The organism is Paraburkholderia sp. JHI869, assembly GCF_038900775.1.
Classification (GTDB): Bacteria; Pseudomonadota; Gammaproteobacteria; order Burkholderiales; family Burkholderiaceae; genus Paraburkholderia.
On sequence record NZ_JAYMSC010000026.1, the window covers coordinates 92,832 to 112,649 of the forward strand.

Below are 19,818 nucleotides of genomic sequence, written 5' to 3' on the forward strand. Positions count from 1 at the left end.
CCGTGGAGGCCACGGTCAAGAGGCTGATGTCGCAGACTTGAAAATAGCGAGTCGCGTCTATGCTCTCGGCACTCAAACCTATAGAGCTCGGACCACGCGGCGCTCACTCTCAGGCCTTGGGTCTTTATATCCTGGGGCCAACGAGGCACTAGTCGCGCCATACAATGCAAGTGGGTCAGCGAGCCACAGTGCGTACTCGGGCCCGCGAAGGCTATGGTCCGGCGAGCAGTCAACACTCCATCGCCGCAAAATATATCCAGCATTTGCTGCTCGGACTTTGACCTTCAAGACGCCCTCTGGCATCTCGTAATCGGACTTCACAACTTCGGGGCGTGGGTGAGAAGGATGGGGGACAAGCTCAAGTTCGATTAGGCGACTCCACTGAACGTCGTGTTCTGCACTTTCGCCACTTAAAACTGGTTCGTCTGCGAGAACAGTGGGGTCTTCCATGCGCGTTAGCACGAAGTCCCTGAATTGCTGGCTTTTTCGATCGAACGCGCGCACGTGCCAACGAATGCCGGTGTCTACCAGGGCCAAAGGGACGATTTCGCGCTCGGTCTTTCCGCTGTCAACGGATGTATAGCCCAACCGGACAGCTTTGCCTCGGTGAATTGCTCGTGTGATCGGTGCAAGGACCGACATCTTGGGGAGGCTTAGTGCGTTTGGAAATTCACAGCGAACCATTGGCTGCAGATTTTCCCCTATGCCTTCGCCGAAGCCCTGAGAGAGCGCGGTCAAGACGCGTTGCGCCTGATGCTCGAAAAGCGGTGTGAATTCCTGCGTCGGCAAGTACGCCTTCGTGGTGGGATCTAGTTGAAGGTTCTCCGGGGCTATTTCCCTGTACAACGCGATGTCACGCGTCGCCCCCGCCGGGCCTGTCTCGAAACGCTCGACGACATCTGAGCGCCGCAGTTCACCCAGGAAATAAAGTTTGAAATCTATATGAAAGAGTCGCTCGCGCTGACTCCGAGGGAGCTCCTCCAAGAGATGGAGTCGCCGCTCAGTCTGTACTTTGGCCATGGTTACATGCTAGGCGAAATGGTCAAGGCGGTCAATCATCATTGCCTGGTGACATCATCAAAATGATTATGTATGATCCTCCGTATAGTAGTGAGGTCTCTGCCGGGCGGCCAAGTCGACAGCTGCGCCAGATTTGGGGACACAACATGCTTTGAGGTCGAGAGATCAGAGGAAGCCTGCAATGACGACCGAATATGAAACGCAGCACCTGGTGACCGCTGGTGCAACGACGTACTTGGAGCGGCTGGCGGAGGAACTGGATGTGCCGCCGTCCCGCTACGAGGAGGCGAAGCGTCGCTACAAGTCGGTCGGCGAGTGGCTCGGGCGCGACGAGTCGACGCTCAAAGACTTCGACCCGGATGTATACGTTCAGGGGTCTTTCAGCCTTGGCGTCCCGAACAAGCCTGTGAACGAGGACGAACACTATGACGTCGACCTCGTTTGTGAGCTGAAGGCGGCAGGCAAGTATCTGTCGCAGCGCCAGTTGAAAGAGATGCTCGGCTATGAGATGAGGCTCTACGCCAAGGCGCATGGCATGAAGGAGATCGGTGAGAGCCGGCGCTGCTGGACGCTCGAGTACGCAGACGGCGCACAGTTCCATCTGGACGCACTTCCGGCAATCCCCGACGGCGAAGGCATGCGGCGTCTCCTGGAGGTTCGTGGATTGAGCAGCGAATGGACTGAGACCGCTATTGCCATCACCGATAACGAGCATCCCTTGTACGGCGTTACTTGCGATGCCTGGCCGCACAGCAACCCTAGGGGCTACAAGAAATGGTTCCGTAGCCGCATGAAGGTAGCCTTCGATGCTCGACGCGGTGCACTGGCGCTTGAGGCGAAGGCGTCGGTCGAAGACATCCCTTCGTACCGCGTTAAGACGCCTCTCCAGCAGGCAGTGCAGCTTCTCAAGCGACACCGGGACCTGATGTTCGCCGATGATTCGGAGAACAAACCCATTTCTATCATTCTGACCACGCTTGCGGGGCAAGCCTATCAGAACGAACCCACCTTGGCTCAGGCCCTTGACAGCATCCTGCGAAGAATGGACTCCTTCATCGCGCACGATGTACAGGGCAACGCCGTGATTTTGAATCCGACTGACCCCGCGGAAAACTTCGCCGACCGTTGGCGTCAGTATCCGGAGCGCCGCAGGAATTTCTATGCGTGGCTGGACAGGGCGCGCGAGGATTTCGCGGTGCTTTCGGCGCAGTGGCAGACCCCTCTGCTTGTGGAGGCGGCGAAACGATTTACGGGTGAGCGCATTGCTTTGCAAGCCAGCGCTCCCCGTCCGTCGAGAGCTCGTACGCTGGCAACACTGTTGCCGTCCCGTGCCGCACTCATCAGCGCGCCGCATAAGCAGCGCGCACCCTGGCCGGTGGTCCGTCTGGGAACTGCCCAGATAAGAAGGGCGACCTGGCGCTCGAATGGGTTCTCACGTCCGATACGCTTCTATAGCGATTCGGACCCGTTGCGAAAGGGCGCGTCCTTGACGTTCGAGATGAGTACGGATGTGCCGGCACCTTTTGAAGTGTACTGGCAGGTCGTGAACTCGGGCCTCGAAGCAACTCGCGCAAACCAGCTCCGTGGCGGGTTCGACCTCGGCGCGGTGGAACGAGGTTCGGTCGTGCGCCACGAATCGACCTTATATTCCGGCTCGCACACTATCGAGTGTTTCATTGTCAAACAAGGCCATCTGGTCGCCCGCAGCGGCGCGTTCGTCGTGAATATCGCCTGAACCGTTCAGAGGACTGAAACAAAAATGACAGAAGCAGCTGACACCCAAAGCGTCGTCCCGCTTAGCGACGAAGCCTTGGCACGCGCTATTGGCGAGCAGGCAGCTAGTGGCTGCGAACTCCTTATCGTGGCCAACGGGTTCACCGCGCTCGCGGCGGCACGAATGGGCGCCACCAGTGCATGGACCGAGTTCGGCCGCGGCGATTTCGGACTGAGATGTGGCGCAGCAGCAAAAGCCGTCGTGAATGGCGGGGCACTCAGGTGGTGGGAAGTCGATAAATCGCCGTCGACGTACGAACTCTCGGCCGAGGCTAGCGTACCCGGAACACCCGAATTCATCGACACCTGGCTCCATGACGCGGAGGAGCTCACGGGTGCGGAGGGCCGAGGAGATTCGCCGAAGAAGGACGACATGTTGTACCTGGGCTACCTCTGTGGCTGGCGATGCCAGTTTGCGGGCTGCGGTAAGGACCTTCAGCGGGAAAGCCTGAGCGGGTCACGAGGAAATTTTTCATACTTCGCCCATATCATCGCCTCGTCGAAGAAGGGGCCACGGGGCGACGAGTTGCTTTCCGGGGTCCGCTCAAACGAGATCGACAACATCATGTTGATGTGCGACGAGTGTCACCGTCGTATTGACCGCGTTGATCCCGACCGTTTCACGGTCGATGTCTTGCGCAATATGCGCCAGGACAACATCAACGAAGTCAAAAGACTGCTTGATACGCTTCGATACGAAGAGGCGCTGCCCGTAGTTGTGATGGGGAACATCACGGCGCAGGCGCCCCGGTTCATCCAACGCGACGCGGAAGAGGCAATGTGGACCCGTTTGATGCGCATGACGCCTTCGGGCCCGCAACGCTACTTCTACAACGGCGGTAATCAACACAATCCTCACGCATCGCACTACTGGGGCTTGCTTTTCGAATCATTGCGCGACGATATCCCGATGCTGCGTAAGCGCTTGAATGGCACGTTGAGCCATGAGGGCAATGCGATGCCGCTGGCTATCTATCCGCTCCACAGCACTTCGATGCTGGTTTTGGCTGGACGAATCGTTGGTGAAGGCAGCCGAATTGTCGTGTTCCAATACGACCGGGATCGCCCGCAACATCTTCCGGGCGGGAAGTGGGCGTTCGATGAAAATGCTGCGCCCCCTGCGGCAGACAAATATTGCGTCAAGGAACTTGCGCCGCACGCTGACAGGGAGGAAGCATGCCTCATTGTCTCCCTGACGTATGAGGTTGAACCGAGCAGGTTACCCGCCGAACTGTTCAATGACGGGAAATTTTCAGTCGGCGCGTTGGAGGTAACGGCATCCCAGCCGGCCTCCATACGGGCGAATATCATTGCGCATCAGATGGACCTCGATTTGCTGGCCGCGGTGATCCAGCAAGCAGTTGAGAAGCTGCAGGACGAGTGGAAGGTCAAGACCGTTCATCTCTTTGTCGGTGCGCCGGCGAGCGCATGCTTCAAGGTAGGCCAGAAATTGCAGGCAAGAAATCATGCGACCTACGTCTGCTACGAAACGCTGCTGGGAACTGGAACACCGTTTTTCCCGACCATCAAGATTTCCAACGCCAGGGTCGAGGAGCTGCAGTCGGGCAGCGGTATTTCCTTGCTCTAGGCGAGTCGCAGCAACTTCTGGCTAGCAGGTGTTCAAGGACGTCGGGGCTTAACAAAATTGTTGATAGCGTAACGCATAGGATGACCAGAGAATGAATACCAAACGGACACTTGCGAAAGCCTTCATGGAGAAGGCGGCGGTTGACCAGGAGGCTCGGCAATGGCAGGAGTTGATGGTGCAACTACTCTCGAAACTCGAGTTGAGCAAGGAGGAATTCGAGCGTGCAACCGGACACTACGAGACGCTGTCGAAGCAAGTTGCACGCAAGCTCGGTGTCGGTGAGACCGATGTCCATATCGTCATTCAGGGCTCGATGCGAACGCAAACCACAGTCGCGCCGCGCGGCAGGGAGAAGTTTGACCTCGACATCGTTGTAAAGCTCGACGGTGAGCGCTTCATTGGTATTGACCCTGACGAGTTCTTCGCTGACTTTGGCGACGCGCTACGCGGGCTCAATGATGCCGCTGGTGAACCGAAACCGAAGCCGCGCTGTTGGCGTCTTCAGTACCCTAACGAGCCGTTCTATTTCGACGTCACGCCTGCACTGCCTGGTAGCTTCGACATCACCGGCACGGATCTGCGCGTACGTGATCCTGAATCTGGCTGGAGCCCGTCGAATCCTGAAGACTTTGCTAACTGGTTCTGCGAAGCCGCGGATCAGAAGTTCTTCTTCCAGGAATTGCTCAAAAGGGCGTTCGAAGCGTACCAACAAATTGACGAGGTACCTTCGGAACCGGTGCCTATCGACGATATCCTGAGGCGTACCGTCCAGCTGATCAAGCTGCATCGTGACCTTATGTATCTCGGCAGTTCGGATGAGGTGAAGGAAGGCAAGCCCATCTCCGTGATCCTTGTAACATTGGCGACGTGGGCGTACAACGCGGCCTATCAAAGCGGTCTGATGTATTCGAACGCGATCGAAGTTCTGCTCGATGTTGTGGAGCGCATGCCGGACTACGTCGAATACGATGGTCAGACGTACACGGTAAGCAACCCCGCGAACACCGATGAGAATTTTGCGGAGCGGTGGAACGAGGACGAGGGCCTGCGTGCCGGCGAGTTCTTCCGCTGGCACGAAAAGTTGAAGAGCGATTTGGAAGCGCTGTTCTCGGACTCGTATTCCAGCAGCAACGAGGCGCGCATTCGCGAGATCTTCGGGCAACACGGCGTGGACGCATGGAAGGCCAGCATCGCGCCAGCTCCTACTGGCTTGCTCAATTCGCTTATGAAAACTGTGCCCGGAGGCGAACGGCGTGACCCCGTTGCGCCGGTGCCAGTTGGTGCCAAGAAGACCACTCTCGCATGAGTGCAGAAGAGCGAGTTGCGCCATTCGCTGGCCAGGTGGCGGCGGTGGTGCAGTGGCTGGATGGTGAAGGTGCCGCGTTCCTGAGGCGCGTCAGCGGGCGGCCCGGCACGACCCACACGTGGGAGTTCGAACTGCCGCACCCTGCGCTGAGAGGCCGCACGCGCGTTAAACTCGTTTTGCCGCGCGGCTTTCCTGCACGTGCTCCTCGCATTATGGTCGACAGCGCCCTGTGTCTCACACTCCCGCATGTTGAGGAAACGGGGCTTCTCTGTCTCGGAAACCTCAGCGATTCCAGCGCCTACGCGCATCCCGAGCAAGCGGTGCACACGGCGCTCGCGGCGTTCGACGAGTTCCTCGACAGGTGCAACGATATCGCCTGGGTCACCGCCGAATTTGAGCGCGAGTCGCTTGCATATTGGAGCCGTTTTTGCGGGTTCAGCGCGAAGCTGAAAATGCGCTGGACTGTACGACAGTTGCTCAATGCCGTCGGCCGCGTCCACTCCGTTGTTGAAGGGCGTGTCGCAATCTACGAGTCTGGGCGCATCGCCGTCGCTGCCGGCTTGAACAACGACCCGAACTTCTTAGCGCGCAGACACGGTCTCGCGCGCGGCACGCTGGAATTGGCGCGCGCAGCCTTCCTTCCACTGCCAGCATCTGTGTGCTGGACCCCGAGCAACTGGCCGAAGACCTTTGGCGAACTGGCCCGCCTCGCGCATACCGTAACAGATGGCGAATTCCGTCTGGTCGAATGGTGCATGGCCGAGCCGAACGGGCCGGCCGCCGGATTCGTCGTCCTCACGTCGTCCAACGCGGCCTTCGGCTACCAGCTTACGGCACCACTGATTCCAGGGCTTGATGGGCCGGGTATCGTACCTGTCAACGTCACACGCATGGACCCGGATTGGGCGATCGTGCGTGACCAGCACCTGGAGCGCATGGAGCGTCGTCGACCAAAGCGTGTCCTCGTTCTCGGATGTGGGTCGCTAGGCGCGCCGCTGGCGATCGGGCTTGTGAAGGCCGGTCTGCAGGCAGTAACGCTCGTCGACATGGACGAACTGATGCCCGAGAACGTTTCGCGGCATCCGCTCGGACTGCGCGCGCTGTTCAAGTCCAAAGCGGTTGAACTTGCTTCACAACTGAATGCGGACATTCCCGGCGCGGTCGTCAAAGGCCACCGCGCGATGGCAGCAGACTGGATCCTTGCGCAATGCCACCCGGGGGATTTCGACCTCGTCGTCGACTGTACGGGCGAGGAGGGCGTGCGCAGTTTTCTCAGCGAAGTACGCAATACCATATTCCCGGGCACACCGATCATGCACGCGTGGATGGAACCGTTTTGTGCCGCAGCGCACGTCGTGCTTATCGACAAGGACACAGTATGGCCCGCAGACGACCCTGTTCACCAGATAAACGCAGCTGACTGGCGCGAAGAGATGGAAATTGTCCTGCCTGCGTGCAACGCCGGTTTCCACGAGTATGGCATTGCGGACGTGAGCTCGGCGGCGGCGGCCTCGTGCGAATGCACTCTAAGCGTCCTGGATGCGGAAACGTCGCCTTCTTCGAAGGTTTGGTCCATCGTTCGATCGACCGCCTATTTCGAGTCGCTTGGAGTTGATGTGGTGCCGGGTCAGCTGGTGCCGAGTTCCGACGACGTATTCCATTCTGTTCGGCTGGCACGCAGCCTCAGCGACGTCCTGGCATTACAAGAGAGGATGGGATGATGCGGTTTGCCATTCCCTGCACAGCTTTAAAGCTGGTGCTGTGTAACGAGGTTGTTGAGATTCTTCGCGCGCATGTACAAGCCGCTAGCGGGAGCATGGAAAGCGTCGGGCAGTTGTATGCCTCGTCACTCGCCTCGAGCGAAGTGTCGATTCAAACTGCGACGGTTTTGCAACCGAAATGCGCGCATAGGACGCGTGTAGTTATCGACAAGGCGTTAGCGGAAGCAGAACGTAGAACCATGTTTGAAAATCGGATGCATTGCGTGGGCGTATGGCACACCCATCCCGAGCCGTATCCCAGCCCTTCGATAGACGATATTGCGCTGGCGGAAGACTATGCGCGGGCAGCCTCGGATGCCGGTGTTGCTGGAGTCGTCTTCGTTGTCGTCGGCACCGCTCCGTTCCCTAACGGACTATATGTTGGCGTTCACGACGGAGACGCGATGCACAAAGCCGTATTTGTCGAATCTTAGGCCAACTGGAGGACGGAATGGTCACCGTCGCTGTAGCTGCACAAGATGCCCGCGAATTCCGCGAGCTTTTTGTGGATTGGAGCCGCGGGCAGGGCGCCCATGTCGTTTTTGAGCCTCCGGAGAGTGCGGGCTTCGACGGGGCTGTCAACTTCTCCTTGGTGCCGGAGGAGTTTCTTGAAGTGCTTGGTGCCGCAGGCCTCAGGTACACGAGGCTTTCAACTTGATCGGCAAGTTCAGGAATGTGATCGACGTGAATAAAATCCATGAAAGGGACCGATCGTGGATCGACTTAAAGGAGCGCCTACGGCATGTCGTTTCTTGGAAAGTCGGTCACATCTTCGATTATTTTCCTCTATCAATGTGTGTATTTAATTAGGTTCGTCATAATGCGCTTCTTAGCCTCAAACCGTCGAAATCGTGCATAGCGGGTGGCCCCGACCTGGATGCGTTACCGCGATGCTGTGCTAAACGCAATCTGTAGATTGTCAAATAGACTCAATGTGTTGGTGAACTCCCTCGCGGGTCGCTTCCAATAGGGTACGATTAGTACGAGTTCTCTCACCAGACGATTCCACATCTGAAAGGGCGCCACAGTCGTCTAATAAAGTAATCGCTGTGTCCACCAAATTAGCTAAACAAAGAGAGGCCATCCGATGTTGGAGGAACTTGGCGAATTGCCGAAACAGCTCGACGCTCTTGTTGAGGCTATTATTGGATTTCTGTACGCTTTTCTCCGTGCGTCAGTCACGATATGGAAATACCCACGCTACGGAGCGGTGAGAGTTCACGCGGCACAAAAAATCCCTTCGGCACCTACTCTCCTATTTGTGAGCGCGTGCCTTCTAGCGATGGCGTCCCTCGTGACTCCGGACGAGTATCCAGGTGCTACCAAGAACGAGCTAGACGTCGCACGGTGGCTCCTCTACGCGGCAGTGATTTTTCTTTTCTGCGACGGACTCATCGCTGGCTGGCTGTGGTTCGAGCGCCTGAAGACAAATCGACGTTTGAGGGCGCAAGCCATCCTTCGATACTCGGTTTCCGGAGTTTTGCTAGGCTGGACAGTCTCTGCATGTGCTCATCGATTTGTCGATTCACATCTGGCGGCGTTGCTTCATATCCCACTCGCGAGTTTAGTCATTTCAGAGTACCTACCATTTTTTTTTGCTTGGTGGCCATTGCTGGGCCTGGTTGGGACATTGTCTGTGGTCACACCCTCTTTGCGCACTTCGCCGCTTACTCGAGGTCTTCGTCTCGTCCCGTCGCTAATCGTGGTCACTGCGCTGTGTGCTATTTCCAGCATGAAGGGTGTTCCATCGCACCTAGAGACCTTCGGTCGAGCTATGATTGCCTCCGAAAAAACACAAGAGAAATCGGCACCCGCACCGACTGCGACTAAACCGCAAACACATATTGACGTTCAGTTGATGACATGCCGGGGAAACAAGCAGAGAGACGCCACCGTTACGGCTGTGCTCGTCAACGACAGTGAGAACGCAATCGCACTAGACACGCATACGTTCAAGATAATGGTGTCATTGAAGAACGCTTCGATTTTGAATCCGACAGTGCTCCCGATGGTCCCAAATCCAACCGCGAACGCTGCAGTGCTGATAGTGGCCGCGCACGGCGCAGCACCAATCGAAGGTACTTTCGCGCTACCGCAACCCAGTCAATTGGCCGAAAATCCGCAATGTAACCTCTTCTACAGCGGTGGAGTAAATTCCAGCGTCAACTTGGACGGACAAAGTCTCTTCATTCAGGATACACAAAGTGATACCGACGAGGGGTACATCGCTGATAAGCGCAATCCGGCTAACCGGGGTTCTGAAACTCAACCGTCTACAGACCGCGCAGCAGCCCTCGCGGCCCAAGCTAACCTCGTCTACGAACAACAGCGAGCAGCCACGTGTGAAACGTCTCCGAAAGAGTGCGCACCGCGGTAGTCCCATGCCCCTCGCGCAGGAGGCGAGCCGCCCTGACTTCATCGTCCAGATGTCGTGCAAGTCGCCAACTTTTCGCAAGAAGCACCCTTTGTTACTGAAGACTGCTTACCTCAAGTCGGACAAATGCGTGTCGTTGCCCGTCAGGTTCGACGCGCTATGGCTTAGTTGCCGTCGACTGAGAGCACTGGAAAACGATATGCATCAATGGCGTTGTCCAAAGCGCATGAGCGATAAATGAGGGACGCTGCATAGCAACTGCCGGTACAGCAGGATGGCGAGCCGCGGTTGCGGGGACCGGTCCAAGGACAAACCGTGAGGGCAGTACCGATTAGAAAACTGCATCGTGGCGTCGATGTCGTTTGCGAGCACCGTCTGAACCATCTGTCCTGCCAGCATTGTCATGCCGTTTAGCACGTCGGAGCTGGAGAGTGCTATCTTGCCGGAAGTCTCGTCGATTTTCGTGAAATTATTTTCGATCATGAACTGCAACTGAACGAACGCTGCTCCTGCGTCGGGAAAGTCGAGGGTCGCGAGCAAAACCGCGGGTTGATCCGCGTAGAAGCGGCCCCTCGGGAGACCGTGTGGTCGACGCAAAGGGCTTGTGCGAGGTGTGCCACGCGTTACGGTACGCGAGTTCCTGGACGGATGCGGTGGCTTAGGTAACCGTCTTTGGGAACGCGATACCTTTTCATTTGCTTCATCGACAGAGGAAAGAATTCATGAACAAGCAGGATTTGATTGACGCAGTAGCATCCGCAACTGGCTCGAGCAAGACCGTCACTGGGGAAGCCATCGATGCCGTCATTGGCGCGATCACCGAGGCTGTGGTCCAGGGTGACGCCGTACAACTGGTGGGCTTCGGCTCGTTCAGTCAGGGCAGCCGTGCCGCGCGCACCGGCCGGAATCCGGCGACAGGCCAGGAAATCAAGATCGCAGCGGCAAAGACCGTGAAGTTCACTGCAGGTAAGGCGTTCAAGGACGCCGTGAACGGTGCACGAAAGTAATCGAGCTGATTACCTGTGGCATGCCGCGGAGGGAGCTTCTCCAGGCCTGCCACCGACGCATGGTCCGGCGGCCTTCAGCCGTTCAGAATGCTGAATCCCAACGCACTAGGTGGCCTTCCGGACACGGGTGCGACGCGTCCGTGGCTTGTACTCACAAAGGGGAAAAGCAGAGCAGCCGAGGAACGAACCGTATTCGCTGTGGCGCTGCACGATCACGCCGGTCTTACAGGCTGGGCACCGTTTCTCTTCAATGAGGGCGCCGTCCGGAGATACGACTTTCACTGCATCATCTGCGACTAACTCATCGAGAAATGGCGACGCCTCGCCCATGACGGTGAACATTGCAACGGACCGGCGCGCGCGAGTGAGTGCAACGTAAAACAGGCGTCGCTCCTCGCTTAGTCGGTACGTGTCAGCTTTCGGCATCGCCATTGCGAGAACAGGGTCATCGGTTCGTTGGTCGGGAAAGCTCTTTCTGAGCATCGCTGGCAAGATCACGTAATCTGCCTCAGCCCCTTTAGAGCTGTGCATCGTAGAGAAGGTGAGAGTGATGCTGCTGCCGTATCGCGCACTCCAGTCGGTAGGGACGTAGCGCTCCTCATAGTTGAAGCGGCCCAGTACGAATACCGAGACTCTCCCGTTTCGCCCAGAGGGAACGGTCCCATCAAGCAGTTGGCGATGTAGTCTCTCCAGATAGCGACTGATAGCAGACTGCAGCTGGTTGCGCCGCTCGACTTGAATCGCCGATATAACTGGGCCGATCGGAGGCGTTTCCGAGCGTACCCGCTTGCGCAACTGTGCCGGATTTTTGCTCACAAACCGGCTTGAGATATTGCAGAGTTCCTGCGGGCACCGGAAAGTCCGCTCGAGCCGAAGCACTTGTCCATGGCCAAACCAGTCTATGAAGCGACCCATCACGGACACGTCGGCGCCGGCAAACCGGTTGATTGCCTGCCAGTCATCTCCGACGGCGAAAAAGAACGATCCGGGCCGCGTGACGAGGGCCCGGCACAGGCGCGCGCGAGCGCGAGAGGTGTCCTGAAACTCATCCGCCATCACGACGCGGTAGGGCGAATCGTATCGCCCGGACTCGATATAGTCCGCTGCCATATTAATCATGTCGTCGAAGTCGATGCCGCCTTCCCTGGCAAGCGCGCTATCCCACGCGCACATGACGGGGCCGACGAGTTCCAGGAACTTTGCGTGGCGGGTCATGAAAGAGTCGCCACGCTCGGTCCTCAATTCCTGGAGCAAGGCATCGATGGACAAGGAGTTATTTTTGACGTGACTGATGAACGTGCGAATTAGGGAGATCAGCTCTTCGTTTTCTAGTGGAAGTCGTCCCTCTTGGGGCAGGAGGCGCGCCGGGTTCGGGTCGAGGACAATTCCGCGCGACGTTAGCTCACGCTCGAGGTACTGTTCCCAATTGCCACGCCTCAACATGTGCGAGGTCGTCTCGATGAGCTGTGTACCGCGACGTGCGTGCTCCGCGCGCTTCCACTGAACGCCCTTCAGGTAATCCTCAAAGTGCGATGGCGGCTCGCCCTCGGCGTTCAACGCGAAGTGCTCGTGATATAGCCTGATGTCCGGGTAGTAGAAGTCTGGTGTGTACTGCCGGTGCTCAGCGGTCGCAGTGTCGAACTCGTAGTCCCGCTCATATTCGTAGTTCACGCCGTTGTAGAAAAGCCAGTCGCTAATGGTGCATTCCTCCTGGCTTCTTACAGGATCGCCCCGAAGTGTTAGAACCTTGCCAGTACCATCCTTGTTCCATGTGTCGGGCTCACCAGCAACGCCAAACTGAGGGAGGTCGCGCCCGAACACAAGACGGAAGAGGTCCCATCGGGTACGAAACTCCGGTGACCGATCCTTCAGACCGTCAACCAGTTCGGCCAGCTTGCGGTTACCCGCGACCGTGTCCGCCGCCCAATCTGGGACTTTGGGCTTTCTACCGGTCGCCTTACCAATGATGTCCAACCCCAAGGCATGAAAAGTCTTTCCGGCGACCTTCGCGTTTTGAATCCCGATCCTGGCGAATGCTCGTGTCGAGCGCTCGACCAACTCGCCAGCGGCATCTGAGTTGAAGGCCAGCATCAAGATCTGGTCGGGCCGCGCAATTCCTCGGTGCACTGCATAGGCAGCCTTCCCGGCCATCGTGGATGTCTTCCCAGACCCAGCTGCCGCGACGACCTGTACCCGATTGTCAAAGCAGATCACGGCAAGCGCCTGTTCCTCCGTTAGAGGGCTTTTCTCAACCTGGTCAAACAGATCTTTGCACTCGACCAGCTCCCGCTTGATGTGCACGCGATTCGCACGAGCACAGAATGCGGGCCAATCCGCTTCCCAGTATTTCAGTGCTTTCTCGACGCGCTCGGCTTGGTTCGGAAGTGCGGCATAAACATGGGGCGCCTGGAACAGGCTCCAAAGTTTCTCGTTTGCGAGTGTGACCTTCGGGCGCGCCAGCAAGAGCGATTGCTGCTCTTCGTGGGTAATCCACCTGCGCTTCTCTTTTGCGCCCTGCATAAGCTTTGCAACCTGTGCCAGCCACTTTGTTATCTGCTCGTAGGCGGTATTGAACGCTTTTTGCTCTGCTAGGCGGCTATGTGCAGTACGGTAGGCGGCGACCGCACTTTGAAGCGCGTCAAGGCTTCGATTGGGCAGCCCATCGATCTTGATGGGCGGTACGCCGGCAAACTTGACAGTCAGTGCGGTCCAAAAGATGCCAGGCCGGACAAGAATCCGCACCTCGTCCCCCTCTCTTGCAGCCGAAAAGCTCTTGCCGTCAAGGGAGAGGGTGAGGTCGGGGCTGTCACCGAACAGTTGCAAGGTCCAACTGCCCGACCTTGTGACGAACCGTCCCAACGCGGAGGGCGTCCATTGTTGTGCCATTGTTGTCCAGACCGTCCGTACGATACTCGCTAGACGTCGAGAATAATCGAGGTTGGGAATGCTCGTCAGTGAAGGTGACGGTCAAGAGGCCGTTGCCGCGCCGCCTATCCGGAACGGATACGGCTACGTGGTGGGTTGGTCTATGCGAAATGCGAGATACCGAGCGAGGAGTTCGTGGATGTTTTCGCGTCCGATGGGATTTGCACTGTGAACAATGAAGTGGAAATCCGGCGGAATGTAGGTTCCGCGTGCGTCTAGGTCAAGCTGAATCATCCTCTTTGCGACCGGCATGGCCGTATCGTCGCCGCCGAGATCATGATCAAACGAGATCTCGACCGGGCATCCCTGGGTCTCAAGTAGTTTGATAGCCGAGGCGGAATCACGAGCCACTATCCAGTCGGGCGAAGTTGGCTCTCTCAGATCGTCAATGAAAAGGCGGTACGGCATGAACGAACCCATGTGGCGGAATCCAAGACTGTCATAGCATACAGCAACAATCGCCTCCCCCTTGCTGCTGCCAGCGGAAGGGCTGGCCGTAAGCAGTGGGGGCCTCAGGTTGGGGCGGTTCAGTTGTCCGCACCGAGTCCTCAAAATCTCCTGTAGACGCGCGAAGTGCTGATGGCAGAACTGCCGGGCGGTCCTGCTCGGAGCGCCGGCGCAGTAGCAGCTCAATTGGCCGCGACAAAGCCTTCCAGAGTCGACGAATGACCGCGCCGCATCGACGTGAAATCGCCCTACCTTATGAAGCTCGCGCAGAAAGTGGTGGCGGACGGAGTTGAGTTGGGGCGATGTGATATTTTTCGGAAAACCAGTGGACGGCGGCACCAATGTTTTTTCCGAAATCCACTCCTGCCGCAGGCTTCAATGCTCCAAGCAAATCAGCAGGTGCCACGAACGGATGCCCCGACAGGATCAAAATCTGCCGAATACAGGATAAACGCTCTTCGCCGCTACTCTGCTCAACGACAATTGCTGCTGCTTTTCCGTAGACTTTAGGGAGGATATGGACGATCTGGAAATTATCCGCTTGTTCGAGTTGACCGGCGAGATAGGCGGCTTCAACCTTTACATCAGCGTACGACATCCGTTCTATTACAGCTATATAGGCTTGCTCGAAACCCTCTTCAAAGTAACCCCGATTGCTCTGCTGCAGGAGCGCATGAATGGAAATTGCCTCTGTCTTCGCGTCGGACTCGCTCAGGCGTGCCGCTGCCGCCGCATATGCGATGTCCGAAGCCCTGCTATTGAAACTAAGGTTTAGATGCGCGCGTAAGGCAGCTGCTTCGGCCTTTGCGTCCGATTCGCTCAGCCCCCATGCCACAGTCATATATGCTGTCGCAAGAGCTTCATCCAGATAGCTACCGGGGCGACTCAGTCGAGCAAATAACAAGTTCGCTTGGACTTTCGCATCCGCCTCGCCTAGCTTCCGCGCTACCGCCCGATAAGCGACCGAAAAATTGAACGCATTTCGCGAATCCTCGTGCACCAGCCTTGTGAGTAGGGCGGTGGCCTCCGTCTTAGCCTCGGCGTCGCCCAGGCGTAACGCCACTATCGCATACGCCCGTGCAATGGCGGCAGCGGTGTCGGAATCTGCTCGCTCCAGCCGCGCAAAAAGTGCGACTGCTTCTGTCTTCGCATCTGCGTCGTCAAGACGATCCGCAACTGCTCCATAGGCCGTTTCGATATTGTTTGCGATATCCCCTTCTGCATGTTCCAACTGCACAAAGAGGACGAGGGCCTCGGCCTTCGCGTCGGCGTTGCTGAGCCGACTCCCCACTGCTGCATATGCGCTTGCGAGGGCGACGCCGGTCTGATAGTCCGCTTGATTAAGCAACTCGTGAAGTCCAATTGCCTCAACCTTCGCGTCCGCCGCCCCCATGCGTTCTGCTACTGCCATATAAGCGAATGCAACGGTTCCTGCAGTTGGGGAATCCGAGCGCTCCAAATTAGTACGCAGGCTGACGGCTTCGACTTTCGCGTTAGCCTCATTCAGGCGATTAGCCGTTACCGCATACGCATCGGATAAGCCTTGCGCTATGTTGGCGCGCGCGAGCAGGGAATGCAGCACGGTGATGTCTGCCTTCGCGTCAGCCTCACCTAGCCGCCCGGCCACGGCCGTATACGCACTCGCAATGGCGTCGGCTTTGGCGGGGTCAGCGCGTTGCAAATCTGATAAAAGTGCAGCCGCCTCTGTCTTCGCGTCGGCATCGTTCAACAGTTCAGCTACAGGCACATAGGCCCTCGCGAACTCGCTCGCCACATCAGAATTTGCGTGCTCCAGCTTCCCGCGCAGTGCGGTAGCCTCGACCTTCGCATTTACCCCGTCGCCGATCCGGTCCGCCAATTCGCGATAGGAAATAGCAAATTCGACGAGCATGGCTTCCGACGTTCGCGCGTCCACGAGGTGTGCACCCAAAATGGTCAGCACGTCTTTCATACGAGCGGGATCGAGGCCCGAGTGGGCTTTATGCCAGCCGTTACCAAGCGCGCGAGCGAGGCGTCCAGAGTCATCCTTTACAAGATCGTAGATGCGTGCTCGTAGAGGTTCGGGTGCGCTCCAAACTACTAGCGCTGCATGCCTCCCTCCGTAGCTGCCAAATTGATCAATGATACCGTTCGCCTCTGCTGTAAGGATCCGCTCACGATTCCATCCATAGGCCCAATGGCCAGCGAATGCGAGCAATACAACTACGACGACGGGTTTGATCATACTGACTGTCGCATATCCAACCTCGTTGTCGAACTTGAGGCGTCCACGAAAACGTTCCCAGCAAACACGCACAAGCGAATGAAAGGGAAGTAACGTCAGCCACCAACGACGCAAGTCGCCCTTGGCTTCGTCGTGACGCGCCGCTCCTTCACGCAATAACACTGACCAACGGTCTGCCTGCCGCGCTTCCGATAAGACCGCGCCAGCGAGGTAATCGTGGTCCAACTGCCACGCTTCCCGGCCACCTACCGCTTCAGCTGGCCGGACAATTTCGTCTTTTTGCAACGATAAAAGGATGGCTGTGGCATGGTTCTCTTTTCCGTCTGCAAGCTGTTCCAAGTCTGCTAGCGGTGCACGCTTCGCCTTGGGTGGCTGATTGGGACCGCCAGGCTGGACTAGAGCACTTAGCACGGCGCGAGCGATGTGTCGACCATCCGCTCCTCCACCGGCGGCGTCAGCGGCGCGCGACAAAGCGCGCGACACGAACAACGTCTCGACACCATGAAGGCCTCCTGCAACCCGGTAGTATCTTGGAGTCAAAAGCGGTAGTTGCCTGAGACCAAGCATCACCGTTCGCACTTGTTGCATGAGGATTGCACCCTCGCCTTGCAAGTCACGTTCCAGACGATCGCGAAGGTCTTCCCATCCGTTTCCGGGATTGCTAATGGCTGGAGGATTGAGATCCTCGGGTGCGATGTTACGAAATAGTGGACGCAGATATTCGGTCCCAATACGGGCCAATGTCCGAGTAGCGGTCCGGTCTTCGCCAAGGAAGCGGACACATGAAAGGCCAACTGCGGTATCCGCTCGCGTGACTACAATCAAGTGCAATCGTCCTTCGCGTAGTCCGTCGCTGATCAGTCTCCAGAAGGAATTTGTGTATGCAACGGAAGCCGGCGATAGCCAATTTCCGTCTTTGTCTACAAAGCGTTTTCGATGCCTCAATTGATAGTCGTCGAACTGATCTGCTATCAGCAGCGGTCTCCGTTTAAGGATGTCAACGATGGATTTCCAGCGCAAATTCAGTTCGTCCGTTAATGACGCTTCGCTTGCAGCTAGATCTGGCACCGCGATCCAGTCTATCTGATCGCGGTTTGCCGGCGTCAGCGCCTCAAACAAAGCCTCCAATGTGGCTGCCAAAGGTCCTCGGACCCAATCCTCTCCCCAGTCGCGGATTTCACATGGCAAGAGCCCCTCAGAGCCTTTCAGGCTAGGCACTAACCCGGCAGTGACGATCGCTGATTTCCCGCAGCCAGATTCCCCATCCATAAGAACCAAGCGGTATTGCTTAACACTTCGAAGCAGGCTTTCAAGGTCAGTTTTACGGCCCACCAAGGTCTCTGGTCCGCTTGGACGCAACGTAAACGCATCTGGATTCTCAAGCCGACTCGCCCGCGCGAAACGCTGGAAGCCACGCCACAAGATCCAGAAAAAGAATAGGATGGCCGCGCCGGCAATTGCCTTCGCGGCTGATGCCGGCAAAAATGGCACCAAGGCTGTTTGAACGGCTGCCCATACCCCTGCCGGAACGCCAACTAAGGCAACAAGCTTGGTTCCTAGCCCGTCCGCGGTCGTTAGCCACTCAGCCAAGCGCTTTAGGTCCACGTGCGCCGCTCCTGCTGTTTTTGAACACTAGATCCTAGTTAATCCGGAGGGTTACCGACATAACAAGATCCCGTGAATGGGATGGGCGACCTGTTAGATACAGATTAGACCACGCGGGGTGCGTTCATTAATTTTTTCCTTTCGAGATTAATACAGCGTCCATTAAGGGTACATATGAAGATCGGGGCAAAGACTGGTGCGAGGGAGTGGGCTTGACTCCGAAGAGGACGCTATCATTGGCAGTGTCGACTGATACTCGCGGAACAATGGAAAACGCTAAGAACCCCAGGCAGCCGGACCCGCTGCGTGTGGCTTTTGCGCACCACACAATCGTCTCCTACCATGTGCAAGCGGTACTCTCAGGACTCACTGCTCTGGATCTGGCCGAGAAATACGACCCCTTGTCGAGGTTTGAAATCATTGTTGAGGGTGAAAGGACAGCGGCGCACACGGGCGTGCTTACTGTCCACGTCCAAACAGTGACGTCTATGGCGGCAATCTATTCGAGACTTCTACTGGAGTTCCTTGGGCTGCGGAGCTTCGGTAAGCCGTCAACGCTGGTCAACCTTAGGTCTCGGAAAGACGGCGATATCGGAGTGGAGCATTACAAGGGGCGCGATGGCATCCCATTGACGATGGTTTCGCCATCTATTGTCGAAGGTTTCTCCGATCCGGCGGTCGTTGAGCGATCGTGGACTACGGTATGCGACTTCGCAGGCCAGCGTCTGGCGCACCTGACGGACGACAACAAGCTGAACAACACTGACGTGACGCCAATGCTCAGGCGAGCATTCGAAACGATTCCAGAGCTCGTTAGCCGCACCTTTTTCGATCGAATAGGGTGAGCCCGACTGGGGAGCGGCGACATAGGCGGCGGGCAAACCGGCATCCGCAAACCCACCGAGATTTGGGAAGTTCCGGAGAGCAAGCGATCCGTGTTCGCTGGAGACGTAGGTGCAGAAAGCGCCAGGTTCAACGGCACATCTGGACCTGGCAAGCGGAGGCTGCCGATCGTTGCGGACAATGGCAAAGCAGGCGAGGTGACCGCGGTGCGACCGCACCACGGCGTGTCGATCGGGAACTCGCCTTTTTGCATGCGGTGACGTGACCTGAGGTCGTGCAGCTGTGGAAGCACGTAGGCAGCAGTTGGGGATAGGCACAGGTCAGGGCAGCTCAAACCTCAGCTCACTCAGCGCGCCGCTTCATCACGGCATCACGGTATGCCTTCGCGACAATTGTGCCCGTACGCTCAACGATATTTCCGAGCTTTGCTTGCTCCAGACAGTATGCAACGTCGAGCGCCATTTCGCCGCAGCGCTCACCGTCACGCCGCGCGAACCGCAGCTGTGTAGTCAGTTGCCTCCTGACAAGCTCGGCGGTAATCCACGCGAGAGCTGAGGCAGGTGTTTCCGGACGCTCTCCTATTGGCGCAGCCAGCAACATCTCTGCGTTCGCTTCGTCGAACGCATTGATTTCCAAGGTCGCATCGAGTTCTCGAAGAACCTCGTTGGCACCGCCGTCCGTCATCGAAGCTGTCGATTGCCAGTGAGGCATGTGCCGCGAAATCGCGTCAACAAGGATCGCGATGTCGAAGTCCCGCCAGAACCTCGGATGGGGCTGGTAGGCATACTCGAGCACCAGTGCGAGGTGCATTGGCGTCAGGTGCGATTCATCGAAGCGACAGTCGGCCATGTAGGACAGCAGTGAGTTGCTGAGATCGACGTTAAGAACAGTTGTGTTACGTGGTTTGTTCATTTCGGTTACGCCTCTTGAGTTGGCACGCCATCGA

Annotated in this window: 15 protein-coding genes; 9 read left to right on the forward strand and 6 right to left on the reverse strand. The window is 57.3% G+C overall.

Annotation, left to right across the window (positions count from 1 at the left end; translation table 11 throughout):
• Positions 1-78 precede the first annotated feature (78 nt).
• Entirely contained in the window at positions 79-1,020 is a 942-nt protein-coding gene (locus VSR72_RS32710) for a WYL domain-containing protein (protein ID WP_342956401.1), read from the reverse strand.
• A 181-nt stretch (positions 1,021-1,201) separates the two neighbouring features.
• Here VSR72_RS32710 and VSR72_RS32715 point away from each other — a divergent pair, with 181 nt between their 5' ends.
• The 7 genes from VSR72_RS32715 to VSR72_RS32745 all read left to right on the forward strand — a co-directional run bounded on the left by VSR72_RS32715 (position 1,202) and on the right by VSR72_RS32745 (position 9,824).
• Positions 1,202-2,755: a nucleotidyltransferase gene (locus VSR72_RS32715; protein WP_342956402.1), complete on the forward strand. Its 1,554-nt coding sequence runs from the start codon at positions 1,202-1,204 to the stop codon at positions 2,753-2,755.
• Positions 2,756-2,779: 24 nt separating this feature from the next.
• A complete protein-coding gene (locus tag VSR72_RS32720) occupies positions 2,780-4,381 on the forward strand; it encodes an SAVED domain-containing protein (protein WP_342956403.1) in 1,602 nt (533 codons plus the stop codon).
• 91 nt (positions 4,382-4,472) lie between these two features.
• Positions 4,473-5,687, forward strand: coding sequence for a nucleotidyltransferase (locus VSR72_RS32725; RefSeq protein ID WP_342956404.1), 1,215 nt, complete (start codon positions 4,473-4,475; stop codon positions 5,685-5,687).
• Positions 5,684-7,408, forward strand: coding sequence for a ThiF family adenylyltransferase (locus tag VSR72_RS32730; protein WP_342956405.1), 1,725 nt, complete (start codon positions 5,684-5,686; stop codon positions 7,406-7,408). Before VSR72_RS32725 ends, VSR72_RS32730 begins: the two co-directional genes overlap by 4 nt.
• The gene (locus VSR72_RS32735; RefSeq protein ID WP_342956406.1) at positions 7,405-7,881 is read left to right on the forward strand and encodes a Mov34/MPN/PAD-1 family protein; all 477 of its coding nucleotides are present in this window, start codon (positions 7,405-7,407) and stop codon (positions 7,879-7,881) included. The genes VSR72_RS32730 and VSR72_RS32735 overlap by 4 nt, the downstream gene beginning before the upstream one ends.
• Before the next feature lie 17 nt (positions 7,882-7,898).
• The gene (locus VSR72_RS32740; protein WP_342956407.1) at positions 7,899-8,105 is read left to right on the forward strand and encodes a hypothetical protein; all 207 of its coding nucleotides are present in this window, start codon (positions 7,899-7,901) and stop codon (positions 8,103-8,105) included.
• Between the two features lie 429 nt (positions 8,106-8,534).
• Positions 8,535-9,824 (forward strand): hypothetical protein, encoded by a 1,290-nt coding sequence (locus tag VSR72_RS32745; RefSeq protein WP_342956408.1) that lies wholly within the window; start codon positions 8,535-8,537, stop codon positions 9,822-9,824.
• A 201-nt stretch (positions 9,825-10,025) separates the two neighbouring features.
• Here VSR72_RS32745 and VSR72_RS32750 read toward each other — a convergent pair whose 3' ends face one another.
• Positions 10,026-10,361: a hypothetical protein gene (locus VSR72_RS32750; RefSeq protein ID WP_342956409.1), complete on the reverse strand. Its 336-nt coding sequence runs from the start codon at positions 10,359-10,361 to the stop codon at positions 10,026-10,028.
• 182 nt (positions 10,362-10,543) lie between these two features.
• Between VSR72_RS32750 and VSR72_RS32755 the strand changes: the two genes are divergently transcribed.
• On the forward strand, positions 10,544-10,828 hold the full coding sequence (locus VSR72_RS32755; RefSeq protein WP_342956410.1) for an HU family DNA-binding protein: 285 nt from the start codon (positions 10,544-10,546) through the stop codon (positions 10,826-10,828).
• Between the two features lie 105 nt (positions 10,829-10,933).
• On the opposite strand, the gene VSR72_RS32760 is transcribed toward VSR72_RS32755, so the two are convergent.
• The 3 genes from VSR72_RS32760 to VSR72_RS32770 all read right to left on the reverse strand — a co-directional run bounded on the left by VSR72_RS32760 (position 10,934) and on the right by VSR72_RS32770 (position 18,029).
• On the reverse strand, positions 10,934-13,651 hold the full coding sequence (locus VSR72_RS32760; protein ID WP_342956411.1) for a UvrD-helicase domain-containing protein: 2,718 nt from the start codon (positions 13,649-13,651) through the stop codon (positions 10,934-10,936).
• Between the two features lie 186 nt (positions 13,652-13,837).
• Positions 13,838-14,173, reverse strand: coding sequence for a cyclic-phosphate processing receiver domain-containing protein (locus VSR72_RS32765; protein WP_342956412.1), 336 nt, complete (start codon positions 14,171-14,173; stop codon positions 13,838-13,840).
• Positions 14,174-14,453: 280 nt separating this feature from the next.
• Positions 14,454-18,029, reverse strand: coding sequence for a hypothetical protein (locus tag VSR72_RS32770; RefSeq protein ID WP_342956413.1), 3,576 nt, complete (start codon positions 18,027-18,029; stop codon positions 14,454-14,456).
• A 266-nt stretch (positions 18,030-18,295) separates the two neighbouring features.
• On the opposite strand from VSR72_RS32770, the gene VSR72_RS32775 reads away from it, so the two are divergent.
• The gene (locus tag VSR72_RS32775; RefSeq protein WP_342956414.1) at positions 18,296-18,874 is read left to right on the forward strand and encodes a hypothetical protein; all 579 of its coding nucleotides are present in this window, start codon (positions 18,296-18,298) and stop codon (positions 18,872-18,874) included.
• A gap of 340 nt (positions 18,875-19,214) precedes the next feature.
• Here the strand turns inward: VSR72_RS32775 and VSR72_RS32780 are convergent, their stop codons facing one another.
• Positions 19,215-19,784 (reverse strand): hypothetical protein, encoded by a 570-nt coding sequence (locus VSR72_RS32780; RefSeq protein ID WP_342956415.1) that lies wholly within the window; start codon positions 19,782-19,784, stop codon positions 19,215-19,217.
• Positions 19,785-19,818: the final 34 nt, after the last annotated feature.